General features: G+C 42.6%; 16 protein-coding genes. All 16 read left to right on the top strand.

What is annotated here, in order from left to right; genetic code table 11:
* Positions 1-909: a magnesium transporter CorA family protein gene (locus ADI74_RS01880; RefSeq protein WP_049536684.1), complete on the top strand. Its 909-nt coding sequence runs from the start codon at positions 1-3 to the stop codon at positions 907-909.
* A 14-nt stretch (positions 910-923) separates the two neighbouring features.
* On the top strand, positions 924-1,451 hold the full coding sequence (locus ADI74_RS01875; protein ID WP_000963744.1) for a YqeG family HAD IIIA-type phosphatase: 528 nt from the start codon (positions 924-926) through the stop codon (positions 1,449-1,451).
* 2 nt (positions 1,452-1,453) lie between these two features.
* On the top strand, positions 1,454-2,560 hold the full coding sequence (gene yqeH / locus ADI74_RS01870; RefSeq protein ID WP_049536682.1) for a ribosome biogenesis GTPase YqeH: 1,107 nt from the start codon (positions 1,454-1,456) through the stop codon (positions 2,558-2,560).
* Between the two features lie 213 nt (positions 2,561-2,773).
* Positions 2,774-3,085, top strand: a complete 312-nt coding sequence (gene yhbY, locus ADI74_RS01865) for a ribosome assembly RNA-binding protein YhbY (RefSeq protein WP_000060169.1) — start codon at positions 2,774-2,776, stop codon at positions 3,083-3,085.
* 50 nt (positions 3,086-3,135) lie between these two features.
* A complete protein-coding gene (locus tag ADI74_RS01860) occupies positions 3,136-3,765 on the top strand; it encodes a nicotinate-nucleotide adenylyltransferase (RefSeq protein WP_049536677.1) in 630 nt (209 codons plus the stop codon).
* The gene (gene yqeK, locus ADI74_RS01855; protein ID WP_049536676.1) at positions 3,765-4,358 is read left to right on the top strand and encodes a bis(5'-nucleosyl)-tetraphosphatase (symmetrical) YqeK; all 594 of its coding nucleotides are present in this window, start codon (positions 3,765-3,767) and stop codon (positions 4,356-4,358) included. The genes ADI74_RS01860 and yqeK overlap by 1 nt, the downstream gene beginning before the upstream one ends.
* Complete coding sequence (gene rsfS, locus ADI74_RS01850) at positions 4,359-4,712, top strand: ribosome silencing factor (protein ID WP_049536674.1); 354 nt, start codon at positions 4,359-4,361, stop codon at positions 4,710-4,712.
* 205 nt (positions 4,713-4,917) lie between these two features.
* Complete coding sequence (locus tag ADI74_RS01845; RefSeq protein ID WP_049536835.1) at positions 4,918-5,658, top strand: class I SAM-dependent DNA methyltransferase; 741 nt, start codon at positions 4,918-4,920, stop codon at positions 5,656-5,658.
* A 9-nt stretch (positions 5,659-5,667) separates the two neighbouring features.
* Positions 5,668-6,765, top strand: a complete 1,098-nt coding sequence (locus ADI74_RS01840; RefSeq protein ID WP_049536672.1) for a nucleotidyltransferase — start codon at positions 5,668-5,670, stop codon at positions 6,763-6,765.
* 132 nt (positions 6,766-6,897) lie between these two features.
* Complete coding sequence (locus ADI74_RS01835) at positions 6,898-7,152, top strand: type II toxin-antitoxin system Phd/YefM family antitoxin (protein WP_192833023.1); 255 nt, start codon at positions 6,898-6,900, stop codon at positions 7,150-7,152.
* A gap of 3 nt (positions 7,153-7,155) precedes the next feature.
* Positions 7,156-7,410: a Txe/YoeB family addiction module toxin gene (locus ADI74_RS01830; protein ID WP_049536669.1), complete on the top strand. Its 255-nt coding sequence runs from the start codon at positions 7,156-7,158 to the stop codon at positions 7,408-7,410.
* 201 nt (positions 7,411-7,611) lie between these two features.
* Positions 7,612-9,297 (top strand): P-loop NTPase fold protein, encoded by a 1,686-nt coding sequence (locus tag ADI74_RS01825; RefSeq protein ID WP_049536667.1) that lies wholly within the window; start codon positions 7,612-7,614, stop codon positions 9,295-9,297.
* A gap of 134 nt (positions 9,298-9,431) precedes the next feature.
* Entirely contained in the window at positions 9,432-11,045 is a 1,614-nt protein-coding gene (locus tag ADI74_RS01820; RefSeq protein ID WP_033606008.1) for a ribonuclease Y, read from the top strand.
* Positions 11,046-11,179: 134 nt separating this feature from the next.
* A complete protein-coding gene (gmk, locus tag ADI74_RS01815) occupies positions 11,180-11,806 on the top strand; it encodes a guanylate kinase (RefSeq protein WP_000775041.1) in 627 nt (208 codons plus the stop codon).
* Positions 11,807-11,830: 24 nt separating this feature from the next.
* Positions 11,831-12,145: a DNA-directed RNA polymerase subunit omega gene (gene rpoZ, locus ADI74_RS01810; RefSeq protein WP_002874282.1), complete on the top strand. Its 315-nt coding sequence runs from the start codon at positions 11,831-11,833 to the stop codon at positions 12,143-12,145.
* A gap of 65 nt (positions 12,146-12,210) precedes the next feature.
* Positions 12,211-14,607: a primosomal protein N' gene (locus ADI74_RS01805; RefSeq protein ID WP_049536665.1), complete on the top strand. Its 2,397-nt coding sequence runs from the start codon at positions 12,211-12,213 to the stop codon at positions 14,605-14,607.
* Positions 14,608-14,618: the final 11 nt, after the last annotated feature.

Here is a 14,618-nt window from a genome sequence, read left to right as displayed (position 1 = left end):
ATGTTTGTAGAAAAGCAGTTGGGCAATGGATGCACTTGGATTAACTTAGATTTGGGGAAATTGAAAAAACTAGAAGATCTCTCTGAAATCTATGGGTTGGACAAGGAAACCATCGAATACGCTCTGGATAGAAATGAGCGTGCCCACATGGACTATCACCGCGAAAGTGGAACCGTCACCTTTATCTACAATGTATTGGATTTGAAAAAGGACAAGGAATACTATGAAGCCTTTCCCATGACCTTTATCGTGGAACATCAGCGCTTGATTACGATTAGTAATAAGAAAAATGCCTATGTGATTGAACAGATGACACGTTATTTAGAGAGTCATGATATGCTTTCTATTTACAAATTTCTCTTTGCTAGTCTGGAAATCATCAGCAATGCCTACTATCCTGTCATCGAACAGATGGATAAGAGTAAGGATGAGGTCAATGGCCTCTTGCGTCAGCGAACGACTAAGAAAAACCTCTTTGCCCTTTCCGACTTGGAGACTGGTATGGTCTATCTGACAGCGGCAGCCAAGCAGAATCGCATGTTGCTAGAACATATCCAAGGACATGCCCTTTATCGCAGATTTAACGAAGTTGAGAGAGAACAGTTTGATGATGCCATGATTGAGGCTCATCAGTTGGTTTCGATGACCGATTTGATCTCTCAAGTTCTGCAACAACTATCAGCCTCTTACAACAATATCCTAAACAACAACCTGAATGATAACTTGACAACCTTGACCATCATTTCAGTTTTACTAGCAGTCTTGGCAGTAGTGACGGGCTTTTTCGGGATGAATGTTCCCCTCCCCTTCACAGATGAGCCCTATGCTTGGGTCTACATCAGCTTGGCTAGTGCGGTCTTATGGCTGGTCTTGTCATTGATTTTGAGAAAAATTGCGAAAAAAAGTTAAGAAAAGGAGCCAGAATGGCGATTGAAAACTATATGCCAGATTTTGCTGTGGAAGCAGTCTATGATCTGACAGTCCCAAGCCTGCAGGCGCAGGGAATCAAGGCTGTTTTGGTCGACTTGGACAATACCCTCATTGCTTGGAACAACCCTGATGGGACACCAGAGATGAAGCAATGGCTACATGACCTTCGGGATGCAGGTATTCGCATCATCGTAGTCTCAAATAACACCAAAAAACGGGTTCAACGTGCAGTTGAAAAGTTTGGGATTGATTACGTTTATTGGGCTCTTAAACCCTTCACCTTTGGAATTGACCGTGCCATGAAAGAATTCCACTATGAGAAAAATGAAGTGGTCATGGTTGGTGACCAGCTCATGACAGATATACGAGCAGCGCACCGTGCAGGTATTCGCTCAATCTTGGTCAAACCCTTGGTCCAACACGACTCCATCAAAACGCAGATTAACCGAGCTCGCGAGCGCCGTGTGATGCGAAAAATAACGGAAAAGTACGGACCGATTACATATAAAAAAGGAATCTAACTATGGAAGAAATTCTCTGTATTGGTTGTGGAGCAACCATTCAGACGACAGACAAGGCTGGTCTTGGATTTACTCCCCAGTCGGCACTCGAAAAAGGTTTGGAGACAGGGGAAGTCTATTGCCAACGTTGTTTCCGTCTCCGTCACTACAATGAAATCACAGATGTCCAGTTGACGGACGATGATTTCCTCAAACTCTTGCACGAGGTGGGAGACAGTGATGCTTTGGTAGTCAATGTCATTGATATCTTTGACTTTAATGGCTCTGTCATCACGGGCTTGCCACGTTTTGTATCGGGCAATGATGTCCTCTTGGTCGGAAATAAAAAAGATATCCTGCCCAAGTCAGTTAAGCCGGGCAAGATTAGCCAGTGGCTGATGGAGCGTGCCCACGAAGAAGGGCTTCGTCCTGTGGATGTTGTCCTGACTTCAGCCCAAAACAAACATGCCATTAAGGAAGTCATTGACAAGATTGAACACTACCGTAAGGGCCGCGATGTCTATGTGGTCGGTGTGACCAACGTTGGAAAGTCAACTCTTATCAATGCCATTATCCAAGAAATCACGGGTGACCAAAATGTCATCACTACTTCACGCTTTCCAGGGACAACCTTGGACAAGATTGAGATTCCGCTTGACGACGGTTCTTATATCTACGATACACCAGGGATTATCCACCGCCACCAGATGGCCCACTACTTGACGGCTAAAAACCTCAAGTATGTCAGCCCTAAAAAGGAAATCAAGCCCAAAACCTATCAGCTCAATCCTGAACAAACCCTATTTTTAGGTGGCTTGGGACGATTTGATTTCATAGCCGGAGAAAAGCAAGGTTTCACAGCCTTCTTTGACAACGAACTCAAACTCCACCGTACCAAGCTTGAAGGCGCTAGTACCTTTTATGACAAGCACCGTGGAACCCTTTTGACACCACCAAATAGCAAGGAAAAAGAAGATTTTCCAAAACTAGTCCAACATGTCTTTACCATCAAGGACAAAACCGACCTAGTCATCTCAGGCCTAGGCTGGATCCGCGTAACAGGCACCGCCAAAGTCGCCGTCTGGGCACCAGAAGGCGTCGCCGTCGTCACACGAAAAGCAATTATCTAAACACAGAAAGGAAAGGGTCATCTAGACTTGGGCGAGCATTGCGAGCCCATAGAGAATACTTTTCGCCGTGGTGTTAGTTGGTACAAGTGATTGTACCAACTGCGGAAAATTTGAGACCTTGGGCTCAAATTTTAGTCATGAAAGTTCGAAGAACTTTGCTGACGTCCGTCACCACTTCAGAAAAGTATAAAAAGAAACTCTTTTTAAGAAATTATGTCATTAACATCAAAACAACGTGCCTTCCTCAACAGCCAGGCACATACCCTCAAACCCATCATCCAAATCGGGAAAAATGGTCTCAACGACCAAATAAAAACTAGCGTCCGTCAAGCTCTTGATGCCCGTGAATTAATCAAGGTAACGCTCTTGCAAAACACAGATGAAAATATCCACGAAGTAGCTGAAATCTTGGAAGAAGAAATCGGTGTGGATACAGTCCAAAAAATCGGACGTATCTTGATCTTGTTTAAGCAATCCAGCAAGAAAGAAAATCGCAAGATTTCCAAGAAAGTTAAAGAAATCTAAAACCTACTCCAAACAACTGTTTTTACAGAGAATAAAAGGAAAACGAGCCTATGGCAATCGAATTATTGACTCCCTTTACCAAGGTAGAGTTGGAGCCAGAAATCAAGGAGAAAAAACGCAAACAAGTTGGGATTTTAGGAGGGAATTTTAACCCCGTTCACCATGCCCATCTTATTGTGGCGGACCAAGTACGACAACAGTTAGGACTGGACCAGGTCCTGCTCATGCCTGAATACCAGCCACCTCATGTAGACAAAAAAGAAACCATCCCTGAACACCACCGTCTCAAGATGCTTGAATTGGCGATTGAGGGGATCGAAGGTCTAGCCATTGAAACCATTGAGCTAGAGCGCAAGGGCATTTCCTACACCTACGACACCATGAAGATTTTGACAGAGCAACATCCAGATACGGATTATTACTTCATTATCGGTGCGGATATGGTGGACTATCTACCTAAGTGGTATCGGATTGATGAACTAGTCGACATGGTTCAGTTTGTGGGAGTCCAGCGACCACGCTACAAGGCAGGAACTTCTTATCCAGTCATCTGGGTGGATGTTCCGCTCATGGATATCTCATCTAGTATGGTGCGAGATTTCCTTGCCCAAGGTCGGAAACCCAACTTTCTCCTACCTCAGCCAGTGCTAGACTACATCGATAAGGAGGGGCTCTACTGATGGGCTATCAAGACTATATCAACTGCTCCCGTGAGGCTTTGTTGGAAAAAATGGCAGAGCTTCTACCTGAAAAACGCTTAACCCATTGCTTGGGTGTGGAGCGTGCAGCCATAGAACTGGCTCAGCACTTTGGTGTGGATAGTGAGAAAGCAGGTCTAGCAGGACTTCTCCACGACTATGCTAAAAAGTTGTCAGATAAGGAATTTCAAGACTTGATTGACCGTTACCAGTTAGACCCCGACCTCAAAAACTGGGGCAATAATGTTTGGCATGGCATGGTCGGAATTTACAAGCTTCAAGAAGACTTGGATTTACAAGATTCTGAAATCCTGCGAGCCATTGAAATCCATACAGTCGGGGCTGGTCAGATGACCGAGCTAGATAAGGTCATCTACGTCGCAGATTATATCGAACACAATCGTGCCTTTCCAGGCGTAGATGTGGCGCGTGAAATTGCAAGTCTATCACTCAATAAGGCAGTGGCCTACGAAACAGCACGTACCGTGGAGCATCTGGCTCATCAGGGATTTCCCATCTATCCCCAAACCCTTGAAACCTATAACGCCTTTGTGCACTATTTGAAAGAGGACTAAATGAACGAAAAAGAATTACTAGAACTAGTCGTGAAAGCGGCTGATGAGAAACGTGCGGAGGATATCCTCGCACTTGATGTACAAGATTTGACCAGTGTTACAGACTACTTTGTCATCACGAGCTCGATGAATAGCCGTCAGTTAGACGCTATCGCTGATAATATCCGTGAAAAAGTAGCTCAAGCTGGTGTTAAAGGCAGCCATGTCGAAGGTGATGCAGCTGGAGGCTGGGTCTTGCTGGACCTTGGCGGTGTCGTTGTGCATATCTTCTCAGAAGAAATGCGTGCCCACTATAACCTAGAAAAACTATGGCATGAGGCGAATTTAGTAGATTTATCTGAAACTTTGGCGTAGAAGATGAACTCAGTTGCAATCAACTGGGTTTCTTTGCTTATTTTAAAAGAAATTGATGGAAAGGTGAGGGCGTCGTGTTTGGTTGATCTTGAAACTGAACACGAGCTAAAAGCTGTGAGAAAAAGAGTAACTTCCTTTGTATCTGATGATACGGCAGAAAGTTTCCTATTTTCTCTTTGCTTTTAACGCTCTTTGTATCTTAATTATGGCGACTTATGAAACTTTTGCGGCTGTTTACGATGCTGTGATGGATGATAGTTTATACGACAAATGGACGGATTTTTCGCTGCGTCATTTGCCTAAGACCAAGGAGAGAAAGAAACTCTTGGAATTAGCTTGTGGGACAGGCATCCAGTCTGTGCGCTTTTCTCAGGCTGGTTTTGATGTAACTGGACTGGACTTGAGCGCGGATATGCTGAAGATTGCAGAGAAGAGGGCTTCTTCAGCCAAGCGAAAGATTAATTTTATTGAAGGCAATATGCTGGATTTATCCAGGGCTGGTAAGTACGACTTTGTTACGTGTTATTCGGACTCCATCTGCTACATGCAGGATGAGGTGGAAGTAGGCGACGTTTTTAAAGAAGTCTATAATGCCCTCAACGAAGATGGTGTCTTTATCTTTGATGTGCATTCGACCTACCAGACAGATGAGGTTTTCCCAGGCTATTCTTACCATGAAAATGCAGAAGATTTTGCCATGCTCTGGGATACCTACGAGGACGCTGCACCTCACTCCATCGTGCATGAGTTGACCTTTTTCGTCAAGGAGGCTGACGGTTCCTTTAGTCGCCACGATGAAGTGCATGAGGAACGAACCTACGAGGTCTTGACCTATGATATTTTGCTGGAACAGGCTGGATTTAAGTCCTTCAAACTCTATGCGGACTTTGAGGACAAGGAGCCAACAGAAACAAGTAGACGTTGGTTTTTCGTTGCTCAGAAGTAGGAGAAATCTATGACCATCACTGGTATTATCGCGGAGTTCAATCCTTTTCATAATGGGCATAAATACCTGCTGGAACAGGTGGAGGGCCTGAAAATCGTGGCCATGTCTGGAAATTTCATGCAGCGAGGAGAACCAGCCATTGTAGATAAGTGGACGCGAGCCCAGATGGCGCTGGAAAATGGAGCAGATTTGGTAGTAGAATTGCCCTTTTTAGTCAGTGTTCAGGCGGCGGATTTCTTTGGCCAAGGAGCTGTGGATATCTTGGCTCGGTTGGGCATTGATAGCCTCGCTTTTGGGACAGAAGAAGTTCTGGATTACCAAAAAATCGCTGATTTATACACAAATCAAGGTAGTGAGATGGAGAATTTTGTGGAAAATATGCCTGACTCTCTCTCCTATCCCCAGAAAACCCAAGCCATGTGGAAGGAATTTGCAGGTCTTGATTTTTCAGGCAATACGCCTAATCATGTCCTTGCTCTGGCCTATGCCAAGGCGGTTGCAGGACGCAACATCAAACTGCATCCGATTCAGCGTCAGGGGGCAGGTTATCATTCTGTGGACAAGGATGTGGACTTCGCCTCGGCGACAGCCCTCCGTCAGCACCAGAGGGACAAAGATTTCTTAGAACGCTTTATGCCTTCTGTTGACTTCTTTGAGCAGGCGAGTAAGGTGAGTTGGGATGATTATTTTCCCTTGCTCCGCTATCAAATTTTGTCAAATCCAGACCTAACAACCATCTATCAGGTCAATCAAGAAATGGCTGTGCGCATCAAGAATGCTATCAAAACAGCCCAGTCTGTGGAGGAATTGGTCGAGGCGGTTGCCACTAAGCGATACACCAAAGCGCGTGTCAGACGCCTCTTGACCTATATCCTGGTGCAGGCCAGAGAAAGCGACTTGCCAGAAGCCATCCATGTCCTTGGCTTTACCGAAAAAGGCAGACAACATCTTAAGTCTCTGAAAGACCAAGTCCAACTAGTCAGCCGAATTGGCAAAGAACCTTGGGATGCTATGACTCAAAAGGCAGATCAGATCTACCAACTAGGACAGCCAAGCATCGCAGAGCAGAATTTCGGCAGGGTGCCCATTAGAATAGAAACAAACTAAGTCTACTGAAAAGTGGGCTTTTTTAGAAGATTTTCGAATAAATAGATAGAAAAGAAAAATCTTGTACAAGTTCCTGACAATTTCTTTCTTTTTGTGTATAATAGTGGAAAAGAGGTAAAACGAGGTATGGTTATGGAAGCGGTCCTTTACTCAACATTCAGAAATCATTTAAAAGACTACATGAAGAAGGTAAATGATGAATTCGAGCCTTTAACGGTGGTCAATAAAAATCCAGATGAGGATATTGTAGTCCTTTCAAAGAGCGAATGGGACAGTATTCAGGAAACCCTGAGAATCGCTCAAAATAAGGAACTTTCTGACAAGGTTTTGCGAGGAATGGCTCAAGTCCGAGCAGGAAGTACTCAGGCGCATGTGATTGAGGAGTGAGAAATGCTGCTCAAATTTACAGAAGATGCCTGGGCGGATTATTGCTATTGGCAAAACCAAGATAAGAAGACATTAAAAAGAATCAACATGCTAATCAAGGATATTCAACGCGATCCTTTTGTAGGAATGGGGAAACCAGAACCACTCAAGTATGACTACCAAGGAGCCTGGTCACGTCGTATTGATGCAGAAAATCGCTTGATTTATATGATGGATGGGGATAACATCGTTTTCTTGTCCTTCAAAGATCACTACTAAGTCTACGGAAAGGTAGGCTTTTTTATTTTAGGGATTTTAATGAATAGATTTAAGATAAAATTTTTGGAAAATGATAGACTTCCTAAGTTAAAAATCAGTGAAAAATTTTTAGCATAATAACTAGATTCTTATCCCTTGAATCCGCTTTATAACTCTTATTTTGTGGTATAATCATGATAATATAGATTAAAAGGGGGATATATGAAAAATATAATGACGAGGATTCTTAATTTTTTTCTGAATTTTAAACGGCTACTGAAATATCCATTTCAAAGGCCATCATGGAGTAGTAATGTTAGAGTCGTTGAGTGGTACAAAATATTTATAGCTAGTATATGGGTACTGTATCTTGCACTTGAGATTGAACAATTTAAACGCTTTGCTTTACCTATTTATAAATTTGTATCTAATTATAATTTTTTAAAAGATATTATTTCAATGTTATATGAGAATCGTGCAATAATATTGTTAGCATTGACTATACCAACAATACTATTCTGGTTTTTAGACATAATTTTTAAAAAAGTTAGTTATAAGAAACTGGATCCAGAGCTATTTCCAGAATATGACTATCCTTTTCAAACTCATCTGGTGGAATTTTTAAATAGTCCAGACTCTATTCATAATGTCTTCTGGTTGGATGGTTCTTGGGGGAGTGGGAAAACATTTTTTATAAAGACGTTTTTTGAAAATCAAATTTACAAAAAGAAAGAAATCTACTATATTTCCTGCTTTGGAATAAAAACAAGAGAGCAAGCCGAGAAAATATTGATCAATGAAATAGAAAAACAATCTATACTCGGAAATTTGGACTTTATTCCACTTGTTGGAGGAGTTTTTAAATGGTTCTTTAAAACAGTTGGAACGGATTTGATGAAGCGAGATTCTATCATTATTTTTGATGATTTTGAACGGGTTTCATATGCAGAAACATCAGATAACCCTTCAGATTATAATGATTTATTGGGTTATATTGACTATCTTTCTGAGAATAAAAGATTTAAAATTATTGTAATTTTAAATAGTGAGGAAATAAAATCAACAAAGAAAAATCTCATTGATAATAAATTTAAGTTAAATCATAATAGAATGGTACCTACAGAGGAAGTCATAGATAACATTTTGAAAAAGAGTAAATTGAGAGATGATGATCTTGGGAAAATTCTGTCATTGATTTTTAAAATTTATTATGTAGATATAGATGAAAGAGTTGTAGAAGATAAAAATAAAGATTCAAAACTAAAAAAACCAAGTTTAAGAGAGTTCCAGAAATCATTAGAAGAACTTTCAAACATAATTGAGAGTGATTATACAACGAATATGCTTCTACCATATTCTGGTAGTAAGATATCAAATTATATCGTTGATTGCATGAATGGACGCATGGGAACTGATAGTATTCTAGTATCATTTTTTGAATTTTTTGGTGGTATTTATGAAATAGATGAGTATGACCAGTCCTATGAGTTAGACGCATATTTTCATTTTGAAATGTTAGAGAAGATTGTAGGTTTAAGTTCTTTGGATTCTTTGCCTACTTCAGAGGAGGATATATATTTTGATTTTAATTACATTCGTGAACCTATATATTATTTTCAATTGTTATCATGTTTATGGGAAGTGGGGCTAAGGAATCTATTTATATCAAAAACAGGCCACAAAGTGTATTATGATGCTCATGACATACTTTGTGGCCGAACAAAGGGCTGTTTAGTTGAAATTTATTATGATATTTTAAATGATAGAATAAAAAATAATTATCAAGTGATTAACATAGATGAATTGAAAGACGCGAAATGTCAAAACTTTATAAAAAAATGCTTACCTTTAGAATCAAAAGGGCAAATCACAATTAATCATATTCCGCTAGATAAATTAATACAATAGAGTTTAGAAGTAGGTGGCTCTTTGTCTAAATTTCAATAGAAACTCTTCAATTTAGGTTTGTGGAAATCGGTTTTTTATGATAGAATATTAAGGAATGTATGTCATTCGATAAACAAATTTAATGAGGTAAAAACATGGAAATCATGACACTTGCGATTGCTGTTTTTGCCGTCATCATTGGTTTAGTCATTGGATATGTCAGCATCTCAGCTAAGATGAAATCATCTCAAGAGGCTGCAGAGTTGATGCTTCTAAATGCTGAACAAGAAGCAACTAATTTACGAGGACAAGCTGAGCGCGAAGCGGATTTATTACTAAATGAAGCCAAGAGCGAAAGCAAGTCTCTTAAAAAAGAAGCACTATTGGAGGCCAAAGAGGAAGCCAGAAAATACCGTGAAGAAGTGGACGCTGAATTTAAGTCAGAACGTCAGGAACTCAAGCAAATCGAAAGTCGTTTGACAGAGAGAGCTACGAGCCTTGACCGTAAGGACGACAATTTGACGAACAAAGAAAAAACACTTGAACAAAAAGAACAAAGTATTTCTGATAGAGCAAAAAACCTTGATGCACGTGAAGAGCAATTAGAGGAAGTCGAAAGACAAAAAGAAGCTGAACTTGAACGTATCGGTTCCCTTTCCCAGACTGAGGCTCGAGATATTATCTTGGCTCAGACAGAGGAAAACTTGACCAAGGAAATTGCTAGCCGCATTCGTGAGGCTGAGCAAGAAGTGAAGGAACGTTCAGACAAGATTGCGAAAGATATCTTGGTTCAAGCTATGCAGCGTATCGCTGGTGAGTATGTAGCGGAGTCAACAAACTCTACAGTTCACCTACCAGACGATACCATGAAGGGGCGCATTATCGGTCGTGAAGGTCGAAACATTCGTACCTTTGAAAGTTTGACAGGGGTTGATGTGATTATCGACGATACACCGGAAGTGGTAACCTTGTCAGGATTTGATCCGATTCGTCGTGAAATTGCTCGTATGACCATGGAAATGTTACTCAAGGATGGCCGTATCCACCCAGCTCGTATCGAGGAGTTGGTGGAGAAAAACCGTCAGGAGATTGACAATAAAATCCGTGAATACGGTGAGGCTGCTGCCTATGAGATTGGTGCGCCAAACCTCCATCCAGACTTGATGAAGATCATGGGACGTTTGCAGTTCCGTACTTCATATGGACAAAATGTCTTACGTCATTCGATTGAGGTTGCTAAGTTATCTGGTATCATCGCCAGTGAACTTGGTGAAAATGCAGCTCTTGCCCGTCGCGCTGGATTCCTTCACGACATCGGGAAAGCTATTGACCGCGAGGTTGAAGGTAGCCACGTTGAGATTGGTACGGAATTGGCTCGTAAGTACAAGGAACACCCAGTTGTGGTGAATACCATTGCTAGCCACCACGGCGATGTGGAAGCCGAAAGCGTCATTGCAGTTATCGTTGCTGCAGCAGATGCCTTGAGTGCAGCGCGTCCAGGTGCTCGTAGCGAGTCTCTTGAAAGCTATATTAAGCGTCTCCATGATTTGGAAGAAATAGCAAATGGCTTTGAAGGAGTGCAAAATAGCTTTGCCCTTCAAGCAGGACGTGAAATCCGTATCATGGTAAATCCAGGACAAATCAAAGACGACAAAGTCACAATCTTGGCTCACAAAGTTCGTGAGAAAATTGAAAACAATCTCGATTACCCAGGAAATATCAAGGTAACCGTGATCCGCGAACTTCGTGCAGTAGATTATGCTAAATAAATAAGAAAGAGCAGTTGAAATATTACTGCTTTTTTGTTACACTAGATAGAAAGACTGTAGAAGGATAACTGACGCTATCATCAGTATCCGAGAGAAATTTCACTTTATTTCACAGACTAACTAAAGGAGACATAATGGCAGACCGAGGCTTGCTAATCGTTTTTTCTGGTCCTTCAGGAGTTGGGAAAGGAACGGTTAGAAGAGAGATTTTTGAGAGTTCTGAGAATCAATTTCAATACTCTGTATCGATGACGACGCGTGCGCAACGTCCTGGTGAAGTGGACGGGGTGGACTATTTCTTCCGTACTCGTGAAGAGTTTGAAGAGCTAATCCGTCAAGGTCAGATGTTGGAATATGCAGAATATGTCGGTAACTACTATGGAACTCCTCTGACCTATGTCAACGAAACCCTAGACAAGGGAATCGATGTCTTCCTTGAGATTGAAGTTCAAGGAGCCCTTCAGGTTAAGAAAAAGGTTCCAGATGCTGTCTTTATCTTCCTAACACCACCAGATTTGGATGAATTGCAGGATCGTTTGGTAGGTCGTGGAACAGATAGCGCTGAAGTGATTGCCCAACGAATCGAAAAAGCCAAGGAAGAAATTGCCCTCATGCGTGAGTATGATTATGCCATTGTCAACGATCAGGTGCCCCTCGCTGCTGAACGTGTCAAGCGTGTGATCGAAGCAGAACACTTCCGTGTGGACCGTGTCATTGGTCACTACCAGGAGATGTTGCCAAAATCTCCAACTACTCGATAAACTATAGGAAACAGGTACAAGCAAATGATGTTAAAACCCTCTATCGATACCTTGCTAGACAAGGTACCATCAAAATATTCACTCGTAATCTTGGAAGCAAAGCGTGCCCACGAACTAGAAGCAGGCGCGCCGGCAACTCAAGAATTTAAGTCTGAAAAATCAACTCTTCGCGCTTTGGAAGAAATCGAGTCAGGAAATGTAACCATTCACCCAGATCCAGAAGGAAAACGTGAAGCGGTTCGTCTCCGTATCGAAGAAGAAAAACGTCGCAAAGAAGAAGAAGAAAAGAAAATCAAAGAGCAAATCGCTAAAGAAAAAGAAGATGGTGAAAAAATTTAAGGTTGGGGGGACTCAATCTTATTTTTTCTATTGCAATAATTTACTGACAAGAAGGAGGTGAGAAAATGGCTATCGCAAAAATTATAGTGGATGTTCCCCTGATGCAGACGGACCAGCCCTACAGTTACAAGGTCCCTGAGGAATTTATAGACATGCTGGAAGTCGGTATGCGGGTCCATGTCCCCTTCGGTAAGGGCAATCGTTTGATCCAAGGAATTGTGTTGGGCTTGGAGTCCCAGTCGGATGAAGAAGTGACAGATCAGGACTTGAAAGAGATTGCAGAAGTCCTAGACTTTTCTCCAGTCTTGACCCAGGAGCAACTCTGGTTGGCAGAGGAGTTACGCAAGTCTGTCTTTTCTTACAAAATCTCCATCCTAAAAGCCATGTTGCCGGGATTTTTAAACTCCAGCTATGATAAGATTCTCTATCCTCTGGGAGGTCTGAGCCAGGCAGACCGAGAGCGCTTGTTCGGTTCAGGAGATTCGCTAGCCTTTTCATCTCTAGATTTAGCCAAGCAGGCAGAAATGATGCGCTTGACCAGAAAAGGTCTGCTCCGCTTAGAATACCAGGCAGTCGATCAAAAGAAAGTCAAGACTCAGTCTTGGTATGAGGTTGATGCTAATAGACTAGAGCAGATTGAGATTTCTACGCGTGCTAAGAAAAAGGCAGAGCTGAGAGACTATTTGCTGTCTCATCCTGAAAGTGCTCCTCTGGCTAGTTTGTTAGAATCCTACTCACGCGAACAAGTCAATTTCTTTGTGGAACAAGGTGCTGTGTCCATAGTCCAAAAGGAAGTGCAACGCTCAGCTGTTTATTTTGAAGGCATTGAAGCAAGTAGACCTTTGGAGCTGAACCCAGAGCAAAGACAGGCGCGTGATGCCGTTGTCAGTGCTATTGGCAGTCAACAGCCTCCATTTCTCCTTCAAGGGATTACAGGAAGTGGGAAAACTGAGGTGTACTTGCAGATTATCCAAGGAGCCTTGGATAAGGGTAAGACGGCTATTTTACTGGTACCTGAGATTTCTCTGACGCCACAAATGACGGAGCGTTTTATTGCTCGTTTCGGCGAGGAAGTGGCCATTCTTCACTCAGGCCTGTCCAATGGTGAAAAGTACGACGAATGGCGCAAGGTCGAGCGTGGAGATGCTCAAGTTGTCGTTGGCGCTCGATCAGCAATCTTTGCTCCGCTGAAAAATCTAGGTGTCATCATCATCGATGAAGAGCATGAAGCCAGTTACAAGCAAGACAGCAATCCCCGTTATCATGCCAGAGAGGTCGCCATTCTACGGGCCCAGTACAATCAAGCGGCCCTGGTCCTTGGTTCGGCGACACCGAGCTTAGAGAGCCGTGCGCGTGCTGGAAAAGGGGTCTATCAACACTTACGTCTGACCCAACGGGCCAATCCTTTGGCTACGATACCCGAGGTTCAAGTGATTGACTTTCGTGACTATATCGGGCAGAATGAGACGTCAAACTTTACGCCCCCTTTACTAGAAGCCATCCAAGACCGTTTGGATAAAAAAGAGCAGGTAGTCCTTATGCTCAATCGTCGGGGTTATTCTAGCTTTGTTATGTGTCGGGAGTGTGGAACGGTAGATAGCTGTCCCAACTGTGATATTTCTCTGACTCTCCACATGGATACCAAGACCATGAACTGCCATTACTGTGGCTTTTCGAAAGGAATTCCTCATGTCTGTCCTAACTGTCAGAGTCGCAGCATTCGCTACTACGGTACAGGGACTCAGAAAGCCTACGATGAGCTGGCAGAACTCTTTCCTCAGGCCCGCATTCTACGGATGGATGTGGATACGACTCGCAAGAAAGGCAGTCACCAAGCTCTTCTTGACCAGTTTGGTCAAGGCGAAGCAGATATCTTGCTGGGAACTCAGATGATTGCCAAGGGCTTGGATTTTCCAAATGTGACTTTGGTTGGAGTGCTCAATGCGGATACGGCTTTGAATCTACCTGATTTTCGTTCTTCTGAGAGAACCTTCCAACTCTTAACTCAGGTGGCTGGTCGGGCAGGTCGTGCGGAAAAAGCTGGGCAGGTCTTGATTCAGTCATACAATCCGGAGCACTATGCCATTCGATTTGCAAAGGAACAGGACTACGAAGGCTTTTATGCCTATGAAATGAGTATCAGACGCCAACTCGGCTATCCGCCTTATTATTTCACTATTGGAATTACCCTCTCTCACAAGAAAGAAGAAGAGGTTGTCAAACGTGCCTATGAAGTTATGGGAATTTTGCGCTCAGGTTTATCGGAAACTAGTAGAATCCTTGGACCAACACCAAAACCCATTGCCCGTACCCACAACCTTTATCATTACCAGATTTTGATTAAATACCGTTTAGAAGATGAGCTGGGTCCAACTCTCAATCGAGTTTTGGCCTTGACTCAAGAACGGGAAAATAGCGAGCTTCGTCTCAGTATTGACCATGAGCCGCAGCAATTTTTATAAGAAGGAGAAGA

Source organism: Streptococcus pseudopneumoniae (assembly GCF_001074565.1).
GTDB classification, from domain to species: Bacteria; Bacillota; Bacilli; order Lactobacillales; family Streptococcaceae; genus Streptococcus; species Streptococcus pseudopneumoniae_J.
The sequence above is the reverse complement of the archived record's forward strand: the minus strand, read 5'-3'. Positions and strand labels throughout refer to the sequence as shown.